This window comes from Streptosporangium sp. NPDC053982 (genome assembly GCF_055585205.1).
Genome location: NZ_JBVJKQ010000001.1, coordinates 380941 through 403663 on the forward strand (window position 1 = coordinate 380941; position 22723 = coordinate 403663).

17 protein-coding genes and 1 pseudogene are annotated in these 22723 nt (G+C 72.8%); 13 read left to right on the forward strand and 5 right to left on the reverse strand.

Annotated elements, in window-relative coordinates; translation table 11 throughout:
* Nucleotides 1-186: 186 nt before the first annotated feature.
* From ACZ6W9_RS01710 to ACZ6W9_RS01720, 3 genes are all read left to right on the forward strand, one after another.
* Nucleotides 187-447, forward strand: a complete 261-nt coding sequence (locus ACZ6W9_RS01710) for a WhiB family transcriptional regulator (protein WP_179819442.1) — start codon at nucleotides 187-189, stop codon at nucleotides 445-447.
* A gap of 408 nt (nucleotides 448-855) precedes the next feature.
* Entirely contained in the window at nucleotides 856-3966 is a 3111-nt protein-coding gene (locus ACZ6W9_RS01715) for a glycosyltransferase (protein WP_389958740.1), read from the forward strand.
* On the forward strand, nucleotides 3963-5387 hold the full coding sequence (locus ACZ6W9_RS01720) for a DUF5719 family protein (protein WP_389958743.1): 1425 nt from the start codon (nucleotides 3963-3965) through the stop codon (nucleotides 5385-5387). The genes ACZ6W9_RS01715 and ACZ6W9_RS01720 overlap by 4 nt, the downstream gene beginning before the upstream one ends.
* Before the next feature lie 98 nt (nucleotides 5388-5485).
* Here ACZ6W9_RS01720 and ACZ6W9_RS01725 read toward each other — a convergent pair whose 3' ends face one another.
* Nucleotides 5486-5881 (reverse strand): metallopeptidase family protein, encoded by a 396-nt coding sequence (locus tag ACZ6W9_RS01725; protein ID WP_389958745.1) that lies wholly within the window; start codon nucleotides 5879-5881, stop codon nucleotides 5486-5488.
* A 402-nt stretch (nucleotides 5882-6283) separates the two neighbouring features.
* On the opposite strand from ACZ6W9_RS01725, the gene ACZ6W9_RS01730 reads away from it, so the two are divergent.
* From ACZ6W9_RS01730 to ACZ6W9_RS01750, 5 genes are read left to right on the forward strand one after another with little or no spacing between them, the layout of a single operon-like run.
* Nucleotides 6284-6652 carry a DUF3499 domain-containing protein gene (locus ACZ6W9_RS01730; protein WP_179819439.1) on the forward strand — a complete coding sequence of 123 codons (369 nt, stop codon included), beginning with the start codon at nucleotides 6284-6286 and terminating at the stop codon, nucleotides 6650-6652.
* 49 nt (nucleotides 6653-6701) lie between these two features.
* Nucleotides 6702-8054 (forward strand): phosphomannomutase/phosphoglucomutase, encoded by a 1353-nt coding sequence (locus ACZ6W9_RS01735; RefSeq protein WP_389958748.1) that lies wholly within the window; start codon nucleotides 6702-6704, stop codon nucleotides 8052-8054.
* A 4-nt stretch (nucleotides 8055-8058) separates the two neighbouring features.
* Nucleotides 8059-8232: a Trm112 family protein gene (locus ACZ6W9_RS01740; protein ID WP_362929114.1), complete on the forward strand. Its 174-nt coding sequence runs from the start codon at nucleotides 8059-8061 to the stop codon at nucleotides 8230-8232.
* A complete protein-coding gene (locus tag ACZ6W9_RS01745; RefSeq protein ID WP_470116552.1) occupies nucleotides 8229-9335 on the forward strand; it encodes an SIS domain-containing protein in 1107 nt (368 codons plus the stop codon). The genes ACZ6W9_RS01740 and ACZ6W9_RS01745 overlap by 4 nt, the downstream gene beginning before the upstream one ends.
* A 49-nt stretch (nucleotides 9336-9384) precedes the next feature.
* A complete protein-coding gene (locus ACZ6W9_RS01750; protein WP_389958754.1) occupies nucleotides 9385-10389 on the forward strand; it encodes a cation diffusion facilitator family transporter in 1005 nt (334 codons plus the stop codon).
* Nucleotides 10390-10603: 214 nt separating this feature from the next.
* Here the strand turns inward: ACZ6W9_RS01750 and ACZ6W9_RS01755 are convergent, their stop codons facing one another.
* Nucleotides 10604-12079, reverse strand: coding sequence for a Fic family protein (locus tag ACZ6W9_RS01755; RefSeq protein WP_389958757.1), 1476 nt, complete (start codon nucleotides 12077-12079; stop codon nucleotides 10604-10606).
* Nucleotides 12080-12286: 207 nt separating this feature from the next.
* Nucleotides 12287-12616, reverse strand: a pseudogene (locus ACZ6W9_RS01760) (MerR family DNA-binding transcriptional regulator); the annotation flags it as partial.
* A 192-nt stretch (nucleotides 12617-12808) separates the two neighbouring features.
* Here ACZ6W9_RS01760 and ahcY point away from each other — a divergent pair.
* From ahcY to ACZ6W9_RS01780, 4 genes are all read left to right on the forward strand, one after another.
* A complete protein-coding gene (ahcY, locus tag ACZ6W9_RS01765) occupies nucleotides 12809-14236 on the forward strand; it encodes an adenosylhomocysteinase (RefSeq protein ID WP_389958759.1) in 1428 nt (475 codons plus the stop codon).
* A 181-nt stretch (nucleotides 14237-14417) separates the two neighbouring features.
* Nucleotides 14418-15704 (forward strand): adenosylhomocysteinase, encoded by a 1287-nt coding sequence (locus tag ACZ6W9_RS01770; protein WP_389958762.1) that lies wholly within the window; start codon nucleotides 14418-14420, stop codon nucleotides 15702-15704.
* Between the two features lie 586 nt (nucleotides 15705-16290).
* Complete coding sequence (locus ACZ6W9_RS01775) at nucleotides 16291-17709, forward strand: cellulose binding domain-containing protein (protein WP_389958764.1); 1419 nt, start codon at nucleotides 16291-16293, stop codon at nucleotides 17707-17709.
* Nucleotides 17710-17821: 112 nt separating this feature from the next.
* On the forward strand, nucleotides 17822-19051 hold the full coding sequence (locus tag ACZ6W9_RS01780) for a cellulose binding domain-containing protein (RefSeq protein ID WP_389958768.1): 1230 nt from the start codon (nucleotides 17822-17824) through the stop codon (nucleotides 19049-19051).
* A 7-nt stretch (nucleotides 19052-19058) separates the two neighbouring features.
* Here the strand turns inward: ACZ6W9_RS01780 and ACZ6W9_RS01785 are convergent, their stop codons facing one another.
* Entirely contained in the window at nucleotides 19059-19703 is a 645-nt protein-coding gene (locus ACZ6W9_RS01785) for a DUF305 domain-containing protein (protein ID WP_389958771.1), read from the reverse strand.
* A gap of 186 nt (nucleotides 19704-19889) precedes the next feature.
* On the opposite strand from ACZ6W9_RS01785, the gene ACZ6W9_RS01790 reads away from it, so the two are divergent.
* Nucleotides 19890-21302: an LVIVD repeat-containing protein gene (locus ACZ6W9_RS01790; RefSeq protein ID WP_389958774.1), complete on the forward strand. Its 1413-nt coding sequence runs from the start codon at nucleotides 19890-19892 to the stop codon at nucleotides 21300-21302.
* A gap of 234 nt (nucleotides 21303-21536) precedes the next feature.
* Here the strand turns inward: ACZ6W9_RS01790 and ACZ6W9_RS01795 are convergent, their stop codons facing one another.
* Entirely contained in the window at nucleotides 21537-22502 is a 966-nt protein-coding gene (locus tag ACZ6W9_RS01795; RefSeq protein ID WP_389958777.1) for an RDD family protein, read from the reverse strand.
* Nucleotides 22503-22723 lie beyond the last annotated feature (221 nt).

The following is a 22723-nucleotide window of genomic DNA, read 5'->3' on the forward strand; positions in this document are numbered from 1 at the left end:
GCGAGGAGCCGTGACACGCCGACCGGGGAGAGCGGGTCTTTCCCCGGACATCGGCATGCCGCTTGACGTCACACAGGCCACGCGCGTGTAATTACACACGTGTTGTTACGCCTTCCGCCTGCTGGGTAGGAGGGAGGCGTTCATAGGGGGGCTCGGATTCGCGGGCGGGCGGCAGGGAGGTGTGCAGTGGCCGACCTGGTCATCGCACAAGACGGCATCGCCGAGGAGCAGCTCGGCTGGCAGGAACGCGCGCTGTGCGCGCAGACCGACCCGGAGGCGTTCTTCCCGGAGAAGGGGGGCTCCACCCGGGAGGCCAAGAAGGTCTGCCGCTCATGTGAGGTGCGTGCCGAGTGCCTGGAGTACGCGCTGGAGCATGACGAGCGGTTCGGCATCTGGGGAGGGCTCTCGGAGCGCGAGCGCCGCCGGATCAAGCGTGAGGCGGTCTGAGCGCGAGGCGGTCTGAGGGTTCCGGCAGACGACGAGGGCGTCCGGAAAGGGCGTCCGGTGACATGACGAAGGGTCACGTGACCGTGGGGGGCGCGTGGCCCTTTTTCGCGCCCGCGTCCTGCCCGCTCACGTCATCTCCTCTCAGGCCCGCGCCCACGCTCACGTCCTCTCCGCTCATGTCCGCGTGTGTCCGCGTCGTCTCCGCCCCCGTCCTCGTCCTGCCCGCCCATACGGCGCTCCGCCGTCCGCGGGCCCCCTGACCGTCCGCCGTACGGCCCGCCGTCGTGTGCGGGAGGCCGGTGTTCCTTTCCGGGCACATGATCCTTCCCCGGCGGGCATGACCTTTTCTCCGCCCCTGACATGGCCTGACGGCCGTGTCGTATCGTTGTCGCCGATCATCACCCCCTCATGGACGCGAGACGCATGTCCGTCACCGACGCACCCTCGCCCCCCGACACCGTGACCGCGATCATCGTCTGCCACGACGGCGCGCGATGGCTGGGGGAGACCCTCGACGCGCTGCTCGGGCAGACCCGCGCGGTGGACCGCGTCGTCGGGGTGGACACCGGCAGCCGCGACGGCGCCGCCGCGCTGATGAGGGGCGTCCTCGGCCCGAACGCCGTGCTTCCCCTGCCCCGCCGGACCGGTTTCGGCGAGGCCGTCGCCGCGGTGCTCGACCGGCTCGGCCCGGCGGACGGGCGGGAGTGGCTCTGGCTGCTGCACGACGACTGCGCACCCGACCCCGGCGCGCTGCGGGCCCTGCTGCGGGCGGCCGGCGACGACCCGGAGATCGCGGTGCTCGGCCCCAAGCTCCTCGACTGGGCGGACCGGAGGGTCCTGCTGGAGATCGGCGTCACCGTGGACCTGACGGGACGCAGGGACACCGGGCTGGACCCCCGCGAGTACGACCAGGGCCAGCACGACGCCGACCGCGACGTGCTGTCGGTCTCCACCGCCGGGATGCTCGTCCGCCGCGACGTCTGGGAGGAGGTGGGCGGGCTCGACCCCTTCCTGCCGTTGTTCCGCGACGACCTCGACCTGTGCTGGCGGGTATGGTCCGCCGGGTACCGGGTCCGGAACGTCTCCGGCGCCGTCGCCTGGCACGCCGAGGCGGCCACCCGGCGCCTTCGCCGCGTCAGCGTCGGTTCCGGTTCCGGTTCCGGCTCCGGCTCCGGGTTCGGCGGAGACACCGGAGGAGACACCAGAGGAGGCATCGGCTTCGGTTCCGGCTTCACCAGAGGCTCCGGCACCGGTCCGGGCAGGGGCGGCCGACTCCGCCGCCTGGACCGGCGCAACGCCGTGTTCGTGGTCATGGCGAACCTGCCGTCCCGGTCGCTGCCGTGGGCGCTGGCCCGCAACCTCGCCGACTCCGTCTGCCGCGCCCTGCTGCTCCTGCTGGGCAAGCGGCCCGCCGCCGCGCTGGACGAGATCGCCGCGCTCGGCTCGGTGCTCGCCCGCCCCGCCCGGCTGGCGGAGGCCCGGCGGGCCCGCGCCGCGGGGCGGCGGCGGTCCCACCGGGCGGTCGCCCGGCTGCTCACCCCGCCGGGGGCGGGCTACCGGCGGATGGCCGAGCGGCTGGAGAGCCGCCTGTCGGGCGCCGGGATCCCGGAGTCCGCGGGCCGCCACCACGCGGTGTCCACACCCGAGGAGGGCGACGAGCTGCTCGCCGACGCCGGGGGGATGCAGCGGTTCCTCGGCAACCCCGGCGTTCTGCTCTTCCTGGCGCTGACCGCGGTCACGCTGGCCGCCGAGCGCTCCCTGCTCGGCGGCGCCCGGCTGGGCGGGGGCGCGCTCGTCCCGGTGATCGGCGGGGCGTCCGACCTGTGGGACCTCTACACCGGCGGGCCCCGTCCGGCGGCGCTGGGCGGCGACGCGTGGGCCCCGCCGTACGTCGCGGTGCTGGCCGCGGTCTCCACGGTGCTGCTGGGCAAGACCTGGCTCGCGGTCTGGCTGCTGCTCCTCGGCTGCGTGCCGCTGGCCGGGGTGTGCGCCTACGCGGCGGCCCGCCCGTTCGTCCCCGGCCGGTGGGCCCGGGCCCTGCCGGCCGCCTGCTACGCGCTCCTGCCGGTGGCCACCGGCGCGATCGCCGCGGGACGGCTCGGCACCGCCGTGGTCTTCGTGCTGCTGCCCGCCTGCGCGGCGCTGGCCGTCACCGTGCTCGCGGGCGAGCACGGCCGCGCCCGCCGGGCCGCGTGGGCGCTCGGCCTCCTGCTGGCCGTCGGCACGGCCTTCGCCCCGCTGCTCTACCCCCTCGTGCTGGTCCTCGGCGCGCTGGCCGCGCTGGCCTTCCCGCGCCGGGGCATCGCGGCCTCGGTCGCGATCGTGTCCGGCGTCCCCGTGGCGCTGCTGCTTCCCTGGCTGGCCGGGATCGCCGCGAATCCGGGGCGGCTGCTGCTGGAAGCCGGTCTGTACCGGTCCGACCTCGCCGATCCCGCGCTGCCCGCCGGGACGCTGCTGGCGCTCGGCCCCGGCGGGCCGGGCGTGCCGCCGGCCTGGGTGACCTGCGGGCTCGTCGCCGCCTGCGTCGTCGTGACGGCCACGACGGTCATGCGCCGTGACCGCCCGGTCGCCGCGATCGGCTGGGGGGTCGCGCTGTTCGGCCTGCTGGTCGCGATCCTGGTCAGCCGTACCACCGTCGCCTCCCCGAACGGCGACGTCCAGGGCCCCGCCTGGCCCGGCGTGCCGCTCGCCTTCGCCGCCGTCGGGATGCTGACGGTGGCTGTCCTCGCCGCGCGCCGGGCCGCGAGGTTCCTGACGGCGGGCACGGCGGGCCGGACGGGTACGGCGAGCGCGGCGGACCGGATGGGAACGGCGGGTACGGCGGGCCGGGCGCGCCGGGTCGCCGCGCTCGCCGTCGTGGCGGCCGCCTGCTCCGCGCCCCTGCTCGCCGCCGTCACCTGGGTCGCCCGGGGCGCGGACGGGCCGATCAGCGGGAACGTTCCGGACGCGATGCCGGCGCTGGCCGCGGTCAACTCCGGCGACCGCGACCTGACCCTGCTGCTGCGCGCCCGGGGCGGCGGCTTCGCCTTCACCGTGCTGCACCGCCGTACCCCGCTGGTCGGCGAGGCCGACGTCCCCGTGCCCGCGGGGCCGCGCGACCGCGTCGCCGTCGCCGCGGCCGGGCTGGTCTCGGGCCGGGGCGGCGACGACGTCCGGGTGCTGGCCGCCCACGGGGTGCGGTTCGTCGCGGTGGCCTCGCCGGTGGACCCGCGGGTCAGCCGCGCGCTGGACTCCCAGCCCGAGCTGGCCAGGATGAGCCTGTCGCGCAGGGTGGGCGTGTGGCAGGTGACGATCCCGGTCACCCCCCTTCCGGCGGCCCCGGACGATCCGTGGCACGGTCCCTGGCTCTGGGTCCAGGCGGTGACGGCCGCGGCCGTCGCGATCATGGCCGCGCCCGGGGCGCGTGACGAGCCCGCCGCGGGCGAGCCTCCGGGGGATCCCGGGGGCGCCGCCCGGGGAGGCTCACGGGACGCCTCCCGGGGCGTCTCCCGGGCGGGCGGGAAGGCGGTGGCCCGTTGAGAGCCTCCGCCGAACGCCGCTCCGGCCCGCCCCGGCTCGTGCTGATCGTCCTTTCGGGCCTGGCCGTCCTGTACGGCTTCGCCGCCGCGACCCGGCCCGGGACCCCCGCCGCGCCCGCCCCCGTGCCGCGGAAGGTGCCGGTGGCCTCCGTGACGGTCGTCTGCCCCGACCCCGGCGGCTCCGACGTCGGCGTCGTCACCCCGCCGGGCGGCGGCGGGCAGGGCGCCGCCGCGCTGGTCGCGGGGGAGAGGACGCTGGCCACCCTGACCGTTCCGGGCGGCCTGTGGCAGGAGAGACAGAAGGCGGGATCGCCGCCGATCGTCGCGACGGCCTCCGGGAACATGGCGGCCGGGCTGGAGGCGGCGCAGACCCGCCGGGAGACCTCGGGCGAGCAGCGGGGGCTGGCCGGGGTGCGGTGCGTGGAACCGGGCGCGAGCGCCTGGCTGGTCGGACCGGGCCCGGCCGCGGCCGACGTCACGCTCCACCTCGCCAACGCCGACCTCGCCCCGGCCGGCGTGGAGATCACGGTCTACTCCGGCGAGGGCCCGGTGGCCGGCGGCTCCGGCGACACGATCATGATCGAGCCGGGTGAGAGCCGCGCGATCAGGCTGCGTGACATCGCCCCCTCCCCGCTGGTCATGGCCGTCGAGGTGAGCACCGCCTTCGGCCGGGTCACCGCGGCGGCCCACGCGGTCATGAGCGGGGGGCGGGGCGTCGACTGGCTGCCGCTCTCCGCGGGTCCGGCCACCCGGGTCGTGGTGCCCGGCGTCCCCGGCGGCGGGGGCCGGCGCGACCTGCTGGTCGCCTCGCCCGCCGGGACCGACGTGATCGTCGAGGTCCGGGTCGTCACGCCCGACGGCACCTACGCCCTGGACGGTCACGACGCGATCGAGGTGCCCGCCGGGTCGGTCGCCGTCATGGACCTGTCCGCCGGCCTGGACGGCCGGCCCGCCGCGGTCCTGCTCACCTCCCCGGTGCCGGTCGTGGCCGCGGTGGCGGCCACCGGGACGGGCAAGCGGGTCGATGTGGGCTTCACCGCCGGGGCCGCCCCGATCGACCTGGGCAGCGTGGTCGCCGGCAACCGTACGGGCGGCAAGAAGAGCTCCCGGCTGGTGTTCAGCGCGCCGGAGGCGGCCGGGAGGGTGAGCGTCACGATGCTGCCGCGCAAGGGGAAGGCGCCAGAGCCGATCGAGGTGGAGATCCCCGCCGCGCGCACCAAGGAGGTCGAGCTGCCCGACGTGGAGGGCGCCTTCGCGGTGGTCGCGGAGCCGCTGCCGGGGTCGGGGCCGGTGTACGGCGCGCGGGTGATGGACGAGCGCCTGGCGGACGGGCGGGCGCTGACCGTGCAGCCGCTGGCCGCGGCCCGGGTCTGGGCGCTGGTGCCGCCGATGGCCGAGTCCGCGGCGGCCGTGCTGCCCTGAGACGCCGAGGTCCTGAGACGCTGAGGCTGGGAGGCCCTGAGTCCCTGAGGCCCTGAGGCTAGGGGCCCGCCCCGGGAACCCGTCGGAGGCGGGACCCCTCAGTCCTCGCCTTCGTAGCCCGGGTCCACCGTCTCCGGCGACAACCCCAGCAGCCCGGCGACCTGCTCGACCACCGTGTCGTGCACCAGCGCGCCGAGCTGCTCGCGGTCGCGGGCCCGGGCCTCCAGGGGGCGCCGGTAGACGACGACGACGGCGGGCCGTTTCCCCGAGGCCGGCTCGGACCGGCCGAACGGGATGGGCTCGCCGTCGAGCAGCCCGGGGCCGTCGCTCAGATCGGCCGCCGGGGGCACCTCCTCGACCGCGAACCGCACGGCGGCCAGCTGCTTGCCCCAGCGGGGCTTGAGCCGGTCCACGGCGTCGAGGACGAGGTCGTCGAAGCGCTCGCCGCGGGACTTGGCGATCGGCACGTGAGAGGGCGCCAGCGGGCCGCGCATGCCGCGTCCGTGCCGGTCGCGGCGGCGGGGAGGGCGGGGTCTACCGGGTGCCGAGCTCACGGGCCAAGCTTAGGCCGTGTTCCTCCGGCGTTCCCCCGGTGTTCCCCCGATGTCCGCTCCGGCCCCTGTCTTGCTCCCGTCGTGCCATCCCGCCTCCGATGTCCCCCCTGATGTCCGCTCCGGCCCCTGTCCCGCTCCCGCTGTGCCATCCCGTCCCCGGTATCCCCCGAGGTCCGCTTCGCCCCCTGTCCCGCTCCCGTCGTGACGCCCCGGTCCCGCCGCGGCCGGGGGCAAGCCGTACAGGCGGGTGAAAGCCGGGACACGTGTCCGAATTGTGGCGACACGCTCGTTAAGAGCGCTCAGGTAGTGGCGCCCCGGACGCTTACCGGATACGGTCCCACCGTGAGCCCCGTCCGCCGCTGTTCCCGCACCGCGTGCAGTCAGCCTGCCGTATTCACGCTCACGTACGTCTACGCCGACTCGACCGCCGTCCTCGGGCCCTTGGCGACGTACGCCGAGCCGCACTGTTACGACCTGTGCGCCGAGCACGCCGAGCGGCTGACAGCGCCCCGCGGCTGGGAGGTCGTCCGCCTGCCCAGCGAGGGCGCTCCGCCGAGCACGGACGACCTGGAGGCTCTGGCCAACGCGGTGCGCGAGGCCGCCAGGCCCGCCCCGGGCGGCGGCACCGAGCCGGTCGGCCAGGGGGTCGAGGTCGGGCGGCGCGGTCATCTCAGGGTGCTCCGATCGGCTCAGCCCCAGCGTGACCGCTGACCCTACTAGGCTGGGGTCGGCAGACACGACATAAAGGGGCGGAGCTGGAGTGGGCGACCTCGCCAGGATCTTCAAGGCGTACGACGTTCGCGGCGTCGTGCCGGACGAGTTCGACGAGGAGACCGCCGAGGCGGTCGGTGCGGCGTTCGCGGAGGTGACCGGGGCCCGCACCGCCGTGGTCGGCCGCGACATGCGCGACTCCTCCGAGCCGCTGGCCGCGGCGTTCGCCCGCGGGGCCGCCTCGCGGGGGACCGACGTGGTCGACATCGGCCTCGCCTCCACCGACATGCTGTACTACGCCAGCGGCAGCCTCGGCCTGCCCGGTGTGATGTTCACCGCCAGCCACAACCCGGCCCGCTACAACGGCATGAAGATGTGCCGGGCCGGAGCCGTGCCGATCGGCGGCGACACCGGGCTCACCGTGATCCGCGACCGGGCGGCCGAGCTGCTGGCCGGAGGGGTCGGCGGGCCCGGCGGCGGGAGCGTGTCCCGGCGCGACCTGCTGCGGGGGTACGCCGACCATCTGCGCACGCTGGTCGACCTGTCCGGCATCCGGCCGCTGCGGGTCGTGGTGGACGCCGGCAACGGCATGGGCGGCCACACCGTCCCCACGGTGTTCGACGGGCTGCCGCTGGAGCTGACCGCCCTCTACTTCGAGCTGGACGGCGCCTTCCCCAACCACGAGGCCAATCCCCTGGAGCCGGAGAACCTCCGCGACCTGCAGAAGGCCGTCCTCGACGTCGGCGCCGACATCGGCCTGGCCTTCGACGGCGACGCCGACCGCTGCTGGGTGGTCGACGAGCGCGGCGAGTCGGTCTCCCCCTCGGCGATCACCGCGCTGGTCGCGGTGCGCGAGCTGGCCAAGCGGCCCGGCGCCCGGATCATCCACAACCTGATCACCTCGCTGAGCGTGCCGGAGATCGTCGCCGAGCACGGCGGCGAGCCGGTCCGCACCCGGGTGGGCCACTCGTTCATCAAGGCCGAGATGGCCAGGACCGGCGCGGTCTTCGGCGGCGAGCACTCCGCGCACTACTACTTCGGGGACTTCTGGTCCGCCGACACCGGGATGCTCGCCGCGCTGCACGTGCTGGCCGCGCTGGGCGAGCAGGACCGTCCGCTGTCGGACCTGCTCGCCGCCTACACCCGTTACGCCGCCTCCGGCGAGATCAACAGCACGGTCGCCGACCAGGGAGCGGCCGTCGAGCGGGTCCGCGAGCGGTTCGCCGCCCGTGACGGCGTCACCTTCGACGAGCTGGACGGCCTGACCGTGTCCGGCCCCGGATGGTGGTTCAACCTCCGTCCGTCCAACACCGAGCCGCTGCTCAGGCTGAACGCCGAGGCGGCCGACGACATTCAGATGGCAGCGATCAGGGACGAAGTCCTCGCTGTCGTGAGGAGCTGAGCGAGTGAAGATCGACGACTGGCTGCTTGAGATCCTGGCCTGCCCCAACTGCAAGTCACCGCTGCGCGCCAAGCCGGAGGCCGACGAGCTCTCCTGCACCTCGCCGTCCTGCGGCCTGGTGTACCCGGTCCGCGACGACATCCCGGTGCTGCTCGTCGACGAGGCCCGGAAGTCGTGAGCTGGGAGCCGGACCGGCTCGACGACCAGGAGTGGCTGACCGCGGGCGACCCCTCGGGGATGCTGCCCGCGGTGGCCTCCTCCGCCGCGCAGGTCCGGACCTACCACCGGGCCGCCGCCGAGGCCGACCTGTCGTCGCTCGCCGACGACGGCAGGCCCCGGGCCGTCGTGGTCGTGGGCATGGGCGGATCCGGCATCGCCGGTGACATCCTGGGCGCGGTGTGCGGCCCCGGCGTCCCGCTTCCCATCGTGACCGTACGGTCCCTGCGGCTGCCCGGCTGGGTCGGCGCGACCGATCTGGTGATCGCGGTGTCCTGCTCGGGCCGTACCGAGGAGACGCTCGCGACGGCGATGGAGGCCGTCCGCCGCGGATGCCGCCTGCTCGCCGTGGGCGCGCCCGACTCGCCGCTCGCGTCGGTCGCCCGGCAGGCGGGCGCGCCGTTCGTGCCCGTCACCGTCGGCGGACAGCCGCGCGCCGCCGTCTGGGCGCTGTCGGTGCCGCTCGTCGTCGCCGCCGCCCGGATGCGGCTGGTCGAGGCGCCGGACGAGCTGTTCGAGGGTGTGGCCGCACGGCTGGAGGACATCGCCCACCGGTGCCGTCCGGCCAGCGAGTCGTTCATCAACCCCGGCAAGTCGCTGGCCATGGAGCTGGCCGAGACGGTGCCGATGGTCTGGGGGTCGTCGCCGCTCGCCGCGGTCGCCGCCTACCGCTGGGCCTGCCAGCTCAACGAGAACGCCAAGTATCCGGCGGTCTGGGGTGAGATCCCCGAGGCCGGCCACAACCAGGTGATGGCGCTCGACGGTCCGCTGGCCACCCGTGACATCTTCGCCGACGAGCAGTCGCGGTCGCTGCGGCTGGTCGTGCTGCGCGACACCGAGGAGCACCCCCAGGCGGCGCGCCGCCGCGAGGTCTCGGTACGGCTGGCGGAGGACCGCGGGGTGCCCGTCACGCAGGTCTCCGCCGAGGGGACGCACCCCCTGGAGCGGCTCGCCTCTCTGATCGGGCTGGGAGACTACGCGAGTACGTACCTCGCTCTCGGGTACGGGATCGACCCGTCCCCGGTGGGGGCGATCACGGAGCTGAAGGCGAGGATCCCGCAGTAGGCGGGACGGACCGAATGGGATCGATTGTGGAAGCAGCAGGGAGGCCGGCGTGAGCGCGGGCGGCGGTAACAAGGCGATCATCGCGGCGCTGGCCGCCAACCTGTCGATCGCGGTGGCGAAGTTCGTGGCCTTCCTGATCACGACGTCGTCGTCGATGCTCGCGGAGTCCATCCACTCCGTGGCCGACTCGGGCAACCAGGTGCTGCTGCTGGTGGGCGGAAAGAAGGCCGAGCGCAAGCGCACCCGTGAGCACCCGTTCGGCTACGGACGCGAGCGTTACTTCTACGCCTTCGTCGTGGCGGTGGTGCTGTTCACGATCGGCGCGCTGTTCTCCCTCTACGAGGGCTGGCACAAGATCTCCGACCCGCACCCGGTGGAGACGCCGGTCGTGGCGTTCGGCGTGCTGATCTTCGCCATCATCGCGGAGGGCTTCTCCTTCCGCACCGCCATCAAGGAGTCGAACCCGATCCGGGGCAAGCAGTCCTGGCTGCAGTTCATCCGCCGCTCCAAGTCGCCGGAGCTGCCGGTCATCGTGCTGGAGGACTTCGGCGCGCTGGTCGGACTGGTGCTGGCGCTGGCCGGCGTGACGATGGCCGTGATCACCGGCAACGGCGTGTGGGACGGCGTCGGCACGATGGCGATCGGCGTGCTGCTCGCCGTCATCGCGGCGATCCTCGCGGTCGAGACCAAGTCGCTGCTGATCGGTGAGAGCGCCGGTCCGGAGGTCGAGCGGAAGATCTGCGCGGCCCTGGAGGGCACGCCGGAGGTCGCCCGGGTCATCCACATGCGGACTCTGCACCTGGGGCCCGAGGAGATCCTCGTCGCCGCCAAGATCGCGGTGGACCACGACGACACGGCCGCGATGGTGGCGCGCGGCATCGACGAGGCCGAGCAGCGCATCCGCGCCGCCGTGCCGACGGCCCGCGTCATCTACCTGGAGCCGGACCTCGACCGGGCGGCGGCAGGTGGCTCGCCGGCCCCGGCTGACGGCTCGTCGGCTCCGGCCGGTGACTCGCCTGCTCCGGCCGACGACCCGTCGCTGAGCCGCCCGTAACGTCCGCAGCGCTCGTCCCGGAAGGGGCCCGGCCGTCACGCCGGGCCCCTTCGGCGTCTCCGGGTGCTCTTTCCGGCGGATCCAGCCGCTCGTCCCACCGTAGGAAGCGCGAGGTCCTGGAGGTCACGCCGCCGGGTCGCCCCTCACCGGTTCCCTGTGCCGTGGGAACACCCTGTTCCTTGCTCGCGGGTTCCTTGCTCTCGGGCGGATGTGATCAGCCGAGTTGCTGGCCCAGCTGATCGACGGCAGCGGTCAGCACCTGGTCGATCACCTCGGTGATCTCGGGCCAGCGCGCGTCAGGGGCGTCGCTGAAGACAAGCGTCACGCTGTCGTCCGGAGTCGGATCACAGGCCCAGACAGGGACCGGGAGGTCGTTGCTTTCGATCTCTCCCGGTGGTGACACGGCGGCCGAGACGGTGAAGACGAGTGCGCCTGTGTTCGGCGGACCCGCCTTGATGATGGCCGTGTGGAAGTGAAGCGCGTATCCCACGATCTCCATGTAGAGAGTGGCCCACCAGACGCCCTCGTTCAGGTTGGGACGGAATCCGGCGCTGTTGGCCATGGCCCGGAAGCGGTCCCTGTGAAGCAGGGACCGCTGGCTCGGCGGTTCGGCGTGGTGAACGTGGACGACCGTCTCCGGGGCGATGGTCGCGAAGGCGTCGCGCAGAGCGTCTCCCTGCTTGCGCAGGTAGTGGGTGATCTTGGTCTGCAGCGAGCCCGCCAGCCGGACGGCGGGACCCGAACGACCTGCGGAGTCCTTCGCCACGAGGTTCAGGCGTAGCCGGTCGGCGTGCGCACGAGCCACCTCGGCCGCTCCACCGGCGGTCTCCCGAAGGACGGAGGGGGCTTCCAGCTCGAACCGCAACGCACTGATCTCCAGGCGGGCGAAGAGTCGGATCAGAGGGGCCAGGTCACCGGCATTCGCCTGGTCGAGCGCGTCGATGTACCGGGCCCGTTGCGAGCGGTCCACGACCAGCGGGGCGTAGTTGTCACGAAGGAGAACCAGCAGCGTCAACGCGCGCGCCACCCTGCCGTTGCCATCCTCAAAGGGATGGATGCGGATGAAACGGTGGTGCAGCCACGCCGCTCGCGTGATCGGATGCGCCGCCTCCGTTTTCTGGTAGATCGCGATCAGCTGGTCCATCTGAGCCTGCACGTGCTCGGGCGGGGTGTACTCCAAGAGTGTGCCGTCCGGACGGACGACGTGGTTGGGATGCCTCTTCCACTCGCCGTGCCGCATCGGGGCTTCGAAGACGCGTCCCAGGGTGTCGGTGGCGCCGTAGGTGAGCTGGCGTCGGGTGATCGCCTGGTGGAGTTCACGCACGAAGTGCACGCTCAGGTCCCTGCCTCCTCTGGCCGCGTCGGCCAGGAACTCCAGGGCGTCGTACTGTGAGCGGATCACCGCCAGGGTGTCATCGCTGATGCCTCCCTCGCGGGCGGCCGCTTCCTGGGTGAGGCCTTCGGCGACCAACGCGAGCGTCACGCCCCAGTCGACGTCGTAGAGACGCTCGATGATGCCGGTCTCGATGGCGTGCCTGCGCAGGCTGCGCCGGCGTGTCCGGCGGAACTCCTGCTCGTCGATGTGTTCGAGCCAGTCCTCCCAGGCACCCTTCAGCGCGTCGGCCGAGGCGAGGATCGCCGAGATCCCACCATTGAGATCAGGGAGCGGTTCGACGTCTTGCCAGCGCATGAGGCAAGGATAAGACCCGGGATGATGCCTCACCGGAGGTTCGGCCCATCGGGGGAAGGCAGACCGATGCTTCGCCGCGCGGCCTGGTCAACCGCGTGGGCGCGCCGGTGGGACCCGCGTGCCGCGCCGCGCCGCTGAGGAGGTCGGCGGGGCTTCCGCCGTACCCGGGGGGCGGCTCCGGGGCGGGGCTTCCGTCGCGCCAGGGGGGCGGCCCTGCAGCAGGCGCAGTGCCTTCTCCTTCTCGAAGTCCAGTGCCCGGCGCGGGGCCTGCAGCCTGCCGATCCGCAGGCCGAGGTCGCGTACGGCCTGCGCCACCGCCGGGTCGCTCAGCACCCGCAGCCCGAAGGCCAGTTCGGCGGGGGAGACGTCGAACCGCCTCTCCAGCTCCACCCCCTGGGCCACCGCCGAGAGCTCCTCGGGGCCGAACCGCCGGTGCGAGCCGCGGCTCCTGACCGGGGGCAGCAACCCGAGGGCCTCGCGGTAGCGGAGCATCCGGGGGGACATCCCGAGCCGCCGGGCCGCTTCCGTGATCCGCATCCCGGCCTCCCACCGATTCTTACATTCTTCTGTCAGGTTACCCGTTTGGAAGATGCGCCCGGCCGGATCGGCCGCCTAAACTCGGACCGACGGCTTTCCGACCGAGTGGCGAGCCGGGCCCCCGAGCGAAGCGGGGCCGCCGGGCGCGGCGGGGCCCGGGACGAACGCGACCACTGATCAAAGGGGTAACACATGGACTTCAAGGTCGCCGACCTTTCCCTTGCCGCCTTCGGGCGCAGGGAGATCCAGCTCGCCGAGCACGAGATGCCGGGCCTGATGGCGATCCGCAAGGAGTACGCCGAGGCCCAGCCCCTGGCGGGTGCGAAGATCATGGGCTCGCTGCACATGACGATCCAGACCGCCGTGCTCATCGAGACCCTGGTCGCGCTCGGCGCCGAGGTCCGCTGGGTCAGCTGCAACATCTTCTCCACCCAGGACCACGCCGCCGCGGCCGTCGTCGTGGGCCCCGAGGGCACCGTCGACGACCCCAAGGGCGTCCCGGTCTTCGCCTGGAAGGGCGAGACCCTGGAGGAGTACTGGTGGTGCACCGAGCAGGCGCTGGCCTGGCCCGGCGGTGACGGCCCCAACATGATCCTCGACGACGGCGGCGACGCCACCCTGCTCGTCCACAAGGGCGCCGAGTACGAGAAGGCCGGCGCCGTTCCCAGCGCCGCCGAGGACGACCCGGAGGAGTGGCAGGTCATCCTCGACCTGCTCCGCCGTACCGTCTCCGGCGAGAAGCGGTGGACGAAGATCGCCTCGCAGATCAAGGGTGTCACCGAGGAGACCACGACCGGCGTCCACCGCCTGTACGAGATGTTCAAGGCCGGCACGCTGCTCTTCCCGGCGATCAACGTCAACGACTCGGTCACCAAGTCGAAGTTCGACAACAAGTACGGCTGCCGCCACTCCGTCATCGACGGCCTCAACCGCGCCACCGACGTCCTCATCGGCGGCAAGGTCGCGGTCGTGTGCGGCTACGGCGACGTCGGCAAGGGCTGCGCCGACGCCCTCCGCGGCCAGGGCGCCCGCGTCATCGTCACCGAGATCGACCCGATCTGCGCCCTGCAGGCGGCCATGGACGGATTCCAGGTCACCACGCTGGACGACGTCGTCGGGATCGCCGACATCTTCGTCACCACGACGGGCAACTTCAACATCATCACCGCCGCCCACATGGCGAAGATGAAGCACAACGCGATCGTGTCCAACATCGGCCACTTCGACAACGAGATCGACATGGCCGGGCTGGCGAAGACCCCCGGCATCGTCAAGACCGAGGTCAAGCCGCAGGTCCACACCTGGACCTTCCCCGACGGCCACGCCATCATCGTGCTCGCCGAGGGCCGCCTGATGAACCTCGGCTGCGCCACCGGCCACCCCTCGTTCGTGATGTCGAACTCCTTCACCAACCAGGTGATCGCCCAGATCGAGCTGTTCACGAAGACCGAGCAGTACCCGATCGGCGTCTACGTGCTGCCCAAGCACCTCGACGAGAAGGTCGCCCGCCTCCACCTCGACGCGCTCGGCGTCAAGCTGACCACGCTCACCAAGTCCCAGGCCGACTACATCGGCGTGAACGTCGAGGGCCCCTACAAGCCCGACCACTACCGCTACTAGGACTTCCGGGACTCCCTCCCCGGCCCCCGGGGCCGGGCGGAGATGATCCGGTGACAGGTCCTCCGGCCCCCGCGGCGAACCGCGGGGGCCTTCGGGCACATGGGGCTCCGGGCGTACGGGGATCCGGACGTACAGGGCTCTGCGCGCGTGGGGCTTCGAGGCACACGGGGCTCCAGGGCGCATGGGGTTCCGGGACGCACGGGGTTTCGGGCAGGTGGGGAGAGACGTGGACAGCGAGCTCGTGGCCGCCGGAGAACGGCGGATCGGCTGGGCGGCGCGGGCGATGCCGGTGCTCACCGCCCTCGGAGAGCGGTTCGCCGCCGAGCGGCCCCTCGACGGCCTGCGGATCGCCGCGTGCCTGCACGTGACCGCCGAGACCGCGGTGCTCATGGGCGCGCTGCGGGCGGGCGGGGCCGAGGTCGCGCTGGCCGCCTCCAACCCGCTGTCCACCCAGGACGACGTCGCCGCCGCCCTGGCCGGATACGACGTGGCCGTGCACGCGCTGGCCGGGGTGGACCGCGCGGCGTACTACCGGCACATCCACCGGGCGCTCGACATCGGCCCGGACATCGTCCTCGACGACGGCTGCGATCTGGTCAACATCCTGCACACCGAGCGGACGGAACTGCTCGACGGGGTCACCGCGGGCTGCGAGGAGACCACCACCGGGATCATCCGGCTGCGGCAGATGGCGGCCGAGGGGGCCCTGCGGTTCCCCGTCGTCGCGGTCAACGACACCCGGACCAAGCGGATGTTCGACAACCGCTACGGCACCGGCCAGTCCACGATCGACGGCATCATGCGCGCCACCAACACCCTGCTGGCAGGCAAGACCGTGGTGGTCGCCGGGTTCGGCTACTGCGGCCGGGGCGTGGCCGAGCGGGCCAAGGGGCTGGGCGCCCGGGTGGTGGTCACCGAGATCGACCCGGTCAAGGCGCTGGACGCCTCGCTGCAGGGCTACGAGGTGCGGCCGATGCGCGAGGCGGCCCCGGCGGGAGACGTGTTCGTCACCGTCACCGGCAACCGCGACGTGATCAGGAGCGAGCACCTGGCGGCGATGAAGGACGGCGCGATCCTCGCCAACGCCGGGCACTTCGACGTGGAGATCGACGTGCGGGCCCTGGACGACATGGCCATGGCCGTGCACCACGGCGTACGGCCCAGCACCGACGAGTACGTCCTCGCCGACGGCCGGCGGCTCCTGCTGCTGGCGGAGGGCCGCCTGGTCAACCTGACCGCCGCCGAGGGGCACCCGGCCGCCGTCATGGACATGTCCTTCTCCGCGCAGGCACTCGCGGTCGAGTGGCTGGCCCGGGAGGGCGCGGAACTGGCGCCCGGCGTTTACGACGTGCCGGAGGAGGTGGACGTGGAGGTGGCGCGGCTGCGGCTGGCCGCCGCCGGGATCGAGGTGGACGTCCTCACCGGCGAACAGGAGAAGTATCTCCACTCCTGGCGGCTCGGCTCCTGACGTTCCACGAGGCCACGATCTCCTTTCGGGAGGAGGCCCGCGGACGGACGGCCGCGTCGGCCGGAGGCGTCCGCCCGACGCGGTGACGGCGCGCCATGCCGCCGCCGTCCACGCGTCGTCACCGATTGGCTCGTCCGTCGGCGGGACGCGCGGCATCTCGATTTCCAGCGCTTTTCGAAAAGCCTCGGCAGGCGTTCGGACCGTGAAATTTTCACATTCACCGTGGCCGGTCCCCGCGGGATCGCCATTCTCCTGAGCTGCGGGAACACCGTTGACGGCGGTGATGAAATCCGAGTGTGGGCCGACGGGTGGGTTGACGGGGTGCTTTTCCGTTCTTACGGTCTGAATCGTTTTACGGTAGCGATTCGGTAATCGCTGTGCGACGTTCGGAAAAGAGCGGCCGGCATGCGACCGGGGCCGATGGCACGGCCCCGGAGGACCACGCGGAACCGGCCACACCGCGGGGCCGTCGACGAGGCGGTCCGAACATCCGGCGCGGAGCCGGGCAGTGCCCGGCGGCGCCGTGCGCGGTGGTTCCCGGAGCGGTCGCCGTGCGGTCACCCCGCCGCAGGAGAAAAGGACCGCGATGAGACTCATGCGCCTCGCCGCCGTGGCCACCACCCTCGCGGCCGTGCTCGCGGCGTCGCCCGGCGCCGGGGCCGCCACCGGGGACGGGACGCCGGCCGATCCGAACATCCGCTTCGTCGGCCGCTGGGACACCCGCGCCGCCGGCGCCTACGTCCCGGGCTGGGCCGGCGCCTACCTCACGACCGGCTTCACTGGCACCACCGTCAAGCTGAGGCAGCGCGACACCATCGACCTCTACTACAGCATCGACGCGGGCCCCGACGTGTACCTGCAGAACGTGCGTGGCACGGTCGACCTGACGCCGAAGCCGTTGCCCGCCGGCGACCACACCCTGCGCGTGTCCTACCGCGTGGTGGCCGGCTCCTACCACGGCGACGCGGTGTTCCAGGGGCTGGTGCTCGACCCGGGCGCGCACACCCTGCCGGCCCGGCCGGCCCGCGGCATGGTGGAGTTCGTCGGCGACTCCATCACGGTCGGGACCACCACCTCCAAGAACGCCCTCACCGCCTACGGATGGCTCGTCGGCGAGCGACTCGGGCTGGATCACACGCAGGTGGCCCAGGGAGGCGCCTGCCTGGTCACCACCGCCGACGGCTGTGTCGGCCTGGACCGCCGCTTCGTGAAGGTCAGCGCCGTCGACGGGGCCGCCGACCACGACTTCTCCCGATACCAGGCGGACGTCGTCGTGATCAACCTCGGCACCAACGACGTCGGGCACGGCGTGTCCTCGACGCAGTTCCAGACGTCCTACGCCGGGCTGCTGCGCACCGTCCGGAGCAGGTATCCGCGGGCCGCGATCCTGGCCCTGCGGACCTTCCGCGGGCGGTACGCCGCGCAGACCCAGGCCGCGGTCCAGACCGTCAACGACGCCGGTGACCGCAACGTCTTCTTCGTCGACACGGACGGATGGGTGCCGCCCGACGGACTGTCCGACAGCGTCCACCCCAATGACGCCGGGCACCGCGCGATCGCGGCCGCGCTGGCGCCGATCGTGGCCGGGCACCTCGCTCCGAGCCCCACCCCGACCCCGACGCCCTCCGTACCGCCCGGCCCCACGCCCTCGGCGTCACCCACCCCCACGCCGAGCGGGGCGGCGCTCAGCTGCGAAGTGCGCTACACCGTGACCAACCAGTGGGCCGGCGGCTTCCAGGGCGATGTACGGGTCACCAACACCGGCGGCCGCACCCTCGACCCGTGGACGCTGCGCTGGACGTTCGCCGACGGCCAGCAGATCGGCCAGGGCTGGAACGGCACGTTCGCCCAGGCCGGGGCGTCCGTCGCCGTCAGCGGCCCGGACTGGGCCACGTCACTCGCCCCCGGCGCCTCCGCGACCGTGGGCTTCACCGCGACATGGAACGGCGTCAACGGAGTACCGGCCTCCTTCACCCTCGACGGCGCCGGGTGCCGGGTCACCTGACGGCGCTTCCGCGGGCCGCCCGCCGGCCCGGCGAACCGAACCACCCGAGTGCACGGTTTCGGCCACGCGGACCGGCCCGGAGCCGGCGGACCCCCGGAAAGTGAGACCGCGGATGAACATGTTCCGGCGACGGGCCACCGCCCTGATCGCTTCGGCTCTGGCGGCGTTGACCGGAGCGCTGACCTGGGCGGCCGGGGCGCCGGCCGCCGGTGCCGCCGTCGGATGCGCCGTCAGCTACCGCGTCACCGATCAGTGGACCGGCGGGTTCGGCGCGGACGTGACCGTGACCAACCTCGGTGACGCCGTCAACGGGTGGACGCTGGCCTGGACCTTCACGGCGGGCCAGCGCGTCGAACAGGCGTGGAACGCCACGGTCGTCCAGAGCGGCGCCGGCGTCACCGCGAGGAACGTCGACTACAACCGGACCATCGCGACAGGCGGATCGGTCAACTTCGGGTTCAACGGCGCCTGGAGCGCCGGCAATCCGGTGCCCGCCTCCTTCACGCTCAACGGCAGCCCCTGCACCGGGGCGGCCGGTACGGCCTCACCGTCCCCGAGCCCCTCCGGCCCCGGCTCCAGCCCGACGCCGAGCGGCACCCCGACGCCGAGCAGTACCCCGACATCGAGCCGGATCACGGTCTGGCTGGCCGGTGACTCCACCGTCGCCAACAGCTCCAGCGCCTCCATCGTCGGCTGGGGCAGGGAGCTCGGCCAGTACCTCACCGCGAACGCCACCGTGGTCAACAGCGCCGTGGGAGGGCGGAGCGTCCAGACCTGGCTGTACGAGTCGGCCGTCACCGACCGCATGAACTCCGCCGGCGAGTGCGTCCTCAGCTCGACCGCCTATGCCTCCCGCTGGCAGGCCATGCTCGACGCGTCGACCGGGATGAAGGCCGGCGACTATCTGTTCATCCAGTTCGGCATCAACGACGGCTCCGCCACCTGCCCCCGCCACGTCGGCGCCGCCAGGTACCGGGAGCTGCTCACCGCGATGGTCGGCGCGGCCCGGCAGCGCGGCGCCAACCCCGTGCTCGTGACCCCCGTGGCCGCCCTGACCTGCAGCGGAAGCACGGCCACACCCAACCGCGGGTTCGTCACCGACACATTCGCCGTGGGCACGGCCACCGGCGCGCCGGTCGTCGACCTGCACAGGCTGAGCTACACGCTCTACAACAGCCTGCGCTTCTGCCCGTTCAACGGCGACTACACCTCCGGCCCGGTCGGAGCCTTCTTCGCCGACGACCACACCCACTTCGAGGCCGCCGGGGCCCGGCAGATCGCCGGCCTCGTCGCCGGGGCGGTGCGCGACCAGCGGCTCGGCCTCGCGGCGTACCTGCGATAGCGGCGGCTCAGAGCCCGGCGAGGATCTCCCGCATCCTGTTGATCTCGGCGGTCTGGCCGACGGAGACCTCGTTGGCCAGCTCCTCGATCTTGATGTGCGAGCCGTCGACCAGGACCTGCTCCGACATCGTGAGGGCGCCGCGGTGGTGGGCGGTCATGAGCTCCAGGAAGAGCCGGTCGAAGTCCTCTCCGGAGGCGGCCCTGAGTGCCGCCATCTGCTCGGGGGTGGCCATCCCCGGCATGGCGGGCATGGCGGCGTGGTCGCCGTGCTGGTCGGGGACCCGCTGGCCCTGCTGCTGCAGCCAGGCGGCCATGTACTGGATCTCCGGGCCCTGGGCGTCCTTGATGCGCGCGGCCAGTCCCTTGACCTTGGCGTTCCGGGCCCGCTCGGGGGCCAGGGACGCCATGTCGAGCGCCTGCCGGTGGTGGACGATCATGTCCTGCACGTACTCGACGTCGGCGGCGTTGGCGGTGGGGGAGGGCACGGCGGTGGCGGCCTCACCGGGGCTGAGCGTCCGGGCGGGCTCGCCGGGGCGGCCGGGCGCGATGATCGGCGCCGTCTGCTGCGCCGCCTGGACGGAGGGGCGGTCGGCGCCCACGCTGCACGCGCTCAGGCACAGGACGGCGGCCACGGCGACCAGCGCTCCGCGCACCCGACCTCCTCAAACGTATCCCGGTAGCAACGTCGGAACACCCTAATATGCCCATAAGGGGTAGGTAAATAGAGCAAAACGGAAAAACTTGCTGACACTGTGAAGGCTTGTCCGATCATCGGTCTGGGATGAACGATTCAGGCATTTATGCGACTTTTATGGCGCATATGGCAAGGAGGTTCATCAGTGTTCACCCCCCGTGGGAAGGGTCTGACCGGCCGCTTCCTCGTCGCGGTGGGCGCGGCGGCGGCGCTGTCGCTGTCCACCGTGCCCGCTCAGGCCGCTGACATCCCCGCCCCTGGCGAGATCGTCATGAGCTCGAACATCGAGCATGTCACCAACGTTCCGAAGCCCGCGGCGCTGACGGACATCAACACCGACATCGCCTTCCAGGGCGACTACGCCTACGTGGGCAACTACAGCGGCTTCTCCATCTACGACGTCAAGCACCCCAAGCGGACCTCGGTGGTCAGCTCGGTGGTCTGCCCCGGTGGCCAGATGGACATGGCCGTCTACGGGAATCTCCTCTTCGGCGCCGTCGACTCCTCCCGCAACAACGACTCCTGCAGCAGCACCGGCCAGAGCGCGGCGAACAAGGACTCGTGGGAGGGCATCCGGATCTTCGACGTCAGCGACAAGAAGAACCCCAGATACGTCAAGGCGGTCGAGACCAACTGCGGCTCGCACACCCTGACCCTGGTGCCCGGCAAGGGACGTGACCGGCGCAACGTCTACGTCTACGTCTCCTCCTACGGCCCGAACGACAACTTCCCGGACTGCAAGACGCCGCACGACAAGATCTCCATCATCAAGGTGCCGCTGGAGAAGCCGGCGGACGCGGCGGTCGTCAACACCCCGGTGCTCTTCCCGGACGGAGGCAACCCCGGCGAGCCGGACAAGCAGTACCCCTACCGCACGTCGGCGACCACCGGCTGCCACGACATCACCTCCTACCCGGAGAAGAACATCGCGGCCGGCGCCTGCATGGGCGAGGGCATCCTGATGGACATCTCCGACCCGGTGAACCCGAAGGTCACCTCGACCGTCCGTGACGACGAGAACTTCGCGTTCTGGCACTCGGCGACCTTCAACAACGAGGGCACCAAGGTCATCTTCACCGACGAGCTCGGTGGCGGCGGCGCGGCCACCTGCAACGAGGCGATCGGCCCGAACCGCGGCGCCAACGCCTACTACGACATCTCCGGCACCGCGCTGACGTTCCGGAGCTACTTCAAGATCCCGCGTCACCAGGCCGACACCGAGAACTGCGTCGCGCACAACGGCTCGCTGATCCCGGTCAAGGGCAAGGACATCATGGTCCAGGCGTGGTACCAGGGCGGCATCTCGGTCGTCGACTTCACCGACTCGGCCAACCCGCACGAGATCGCGTTCTTCGAGCGCGGCCCCGACAACACCGCTCCTCCGCTGAGCGGCGGCTTCTGGTCGGCCTACTACTACAACGGCTACATCTACGGCAGTGACTTCAACCTCGGCTTCGACGTCCTGCGGCTCAACGACCCGCGGACGAACCAGGCCAGGAGCGTCAAGATGGACATCTTCAACGCCCAGACCCAGCCTTCCTACGGTCACGGTCACTGACCGCGTGCCTGACGGCTCTTCCTGAGCGAACGCCGAGGGGGCGGTGGGAGTGATCCCGCCGCCCCCTTCGCGCGCCGTACGGCGCGCCGCGCCCGCGGGCCGTCCGCACCGCACCCGCGGGGCACGTGCCGTACGGCGCACCGCGTCCTCGGGTCGCGCGTGCCGGGCCCCGGTCCGTGCGTGCCGTACGGCCCTCGCGCGGGACGCCGGTGGTACGGCGGTGTGCCGGCCCGGTCAGGCCGGAGGGACGAACCCGCCGGGGGTCGTCCCGGAAGCCGGACCTCCCTGAGGCGGCGCCGGGGGCCGGTCCCGCACCGCGGGCGGCCGGCCGTACGGCGCGGCGGCCGGAGGGCCGTACGGCGCGGCGGGCGGCTGGGCGGAGGGCGGCGGATAGGCGGCGGGCGGATAGGCGGCTGGGAAGGGCGCGGCGTGCGGCGGGTGCCCGGGTGCGCCGCCCCGCCCGGACAGCCGCGCCTGGTCGCGGCGGCGGCGCTCGGCCAGGACGGCGGTCAGGTAGGCGAACGGCGGGACGCCGGGCGGCGGGGGAGGGGAGACGAAGGCCGACATCTCGGCGGCGATGCGCGCGCCCATCTCGTGCTGGACGGCGGGTGACAGGTCGTTCCGGCGGGTGAGGTACCGGACGGCGGTCGACGCGACCTCCTCGGGCAGCCGGGACAGCTCCAGCGTCGCCGCCCACGAGGCCAGCGGCGGCGGCATCTCCAGCGGCGGGCCGTACCGGCGGGGGGCGCGCTCGGCGATCACGATGGTCCCGGCGAAGACGTCGCCGAGGCGCTTGCCCTTCTCCGAGATCAGCGAGCTGATCAGGGCGGGGGCGCCGCTGAGCGTCCAGATCTCCAGCACCCCGGCCAGGCCGCGGAACAGGGCCTGGCGGAACCGCTCGGGGCCGCCGTCGTCGCTGACCACCCGCAGGCCCAGGGCCAGTTTGCCGAGGCTGCGCCCGCGCGAGAGCGTCTCGAAGACCACCGGGTAGCCGACCAGGACCAGCACGGACAGCGTGATGTACACCATCGCGGTCAGCGCGGGGTCGGAGACGAGGAGCAGGGCGCCGGCCGCGAAGGACGCCCCGGCCAGCGTCACGAGCTGGACCAGGATGTCGATGAGCAGCGCGGCGACCCGGCTCGGGAGCTGGGCGATCCGGACTTCGACGACGACCGCCTCGCCGGTTACGACCTCGGACACACAAGAACCCTACCGGCGGCCGGTCCCGCGGCGCCCGCCCCGGCCGGGTCCGGTTCCGCCCGTCCCGGCGGTTCCCGCCGGTCCCGCGGCGCCCGCCCCGGCCGTCCCCGCGGCGCCCGGCCCTCCCCGTCCCTCTCCGCCCGATGTCCCGCGGTGCCCGCCCGGGGGCTCTCCGCCCGCCCCCGCCCGGCCCGTCCCGGATGCCCGCCGGGCGGGGGCGA

Coding starts and splice junctions, on each gene's coding strand:
- ahcY (WP_389958759.1), top strand. CDS start 12,809: ATGGACTTCAAGGTCGCCGACCTTTCCCTTGCCGCCTTCGGGCGCAGG.
- ACZ6W9_RS01755 (WP_389958757.1), bottom strand. CDS start 12,079: ATGCGCTGGCAAGACGTCGAACCGCTCCCTGATCTCAATGGTGGGATC.
- ACZ6W9_RS01775 (WP_389958764.1), top strand. CDS start 16,291: ATGAGACTCATGCGCCTCGCCGCCGTGGCCACCACCCTCGCGGCCGTG.
- ACZ6W9_RS01780 (WP_389958768.1), top strand. CDS start 17,822: ATGAACATGTTCCGGCGACGGGCCACCGCCCTGATCGCTTCGGCTCTG.
- ACZ6W9_RS01725 (WP_389958745.1), bottom strand. CDS start 5,881: ATGCGCGGCCCGCTGGCGCCCTCTCACGTGCCGATCGCCAAGTCCCGC.
- ACZ6W9_RS01770 (WP_389958762.1), top strand. CDS start 14,418: ATGGGGTTCCGGGACGCACGGGGTTTCGGGCAGGTGGGGAGAGACGTG.
- ACZ6W9_RS01715 (WP_389958740.1), top strand. CDS start 856: ATGGACGCGAGACGCATGTCCGTCACCGACGCACCCTCGCCCCCCGAC.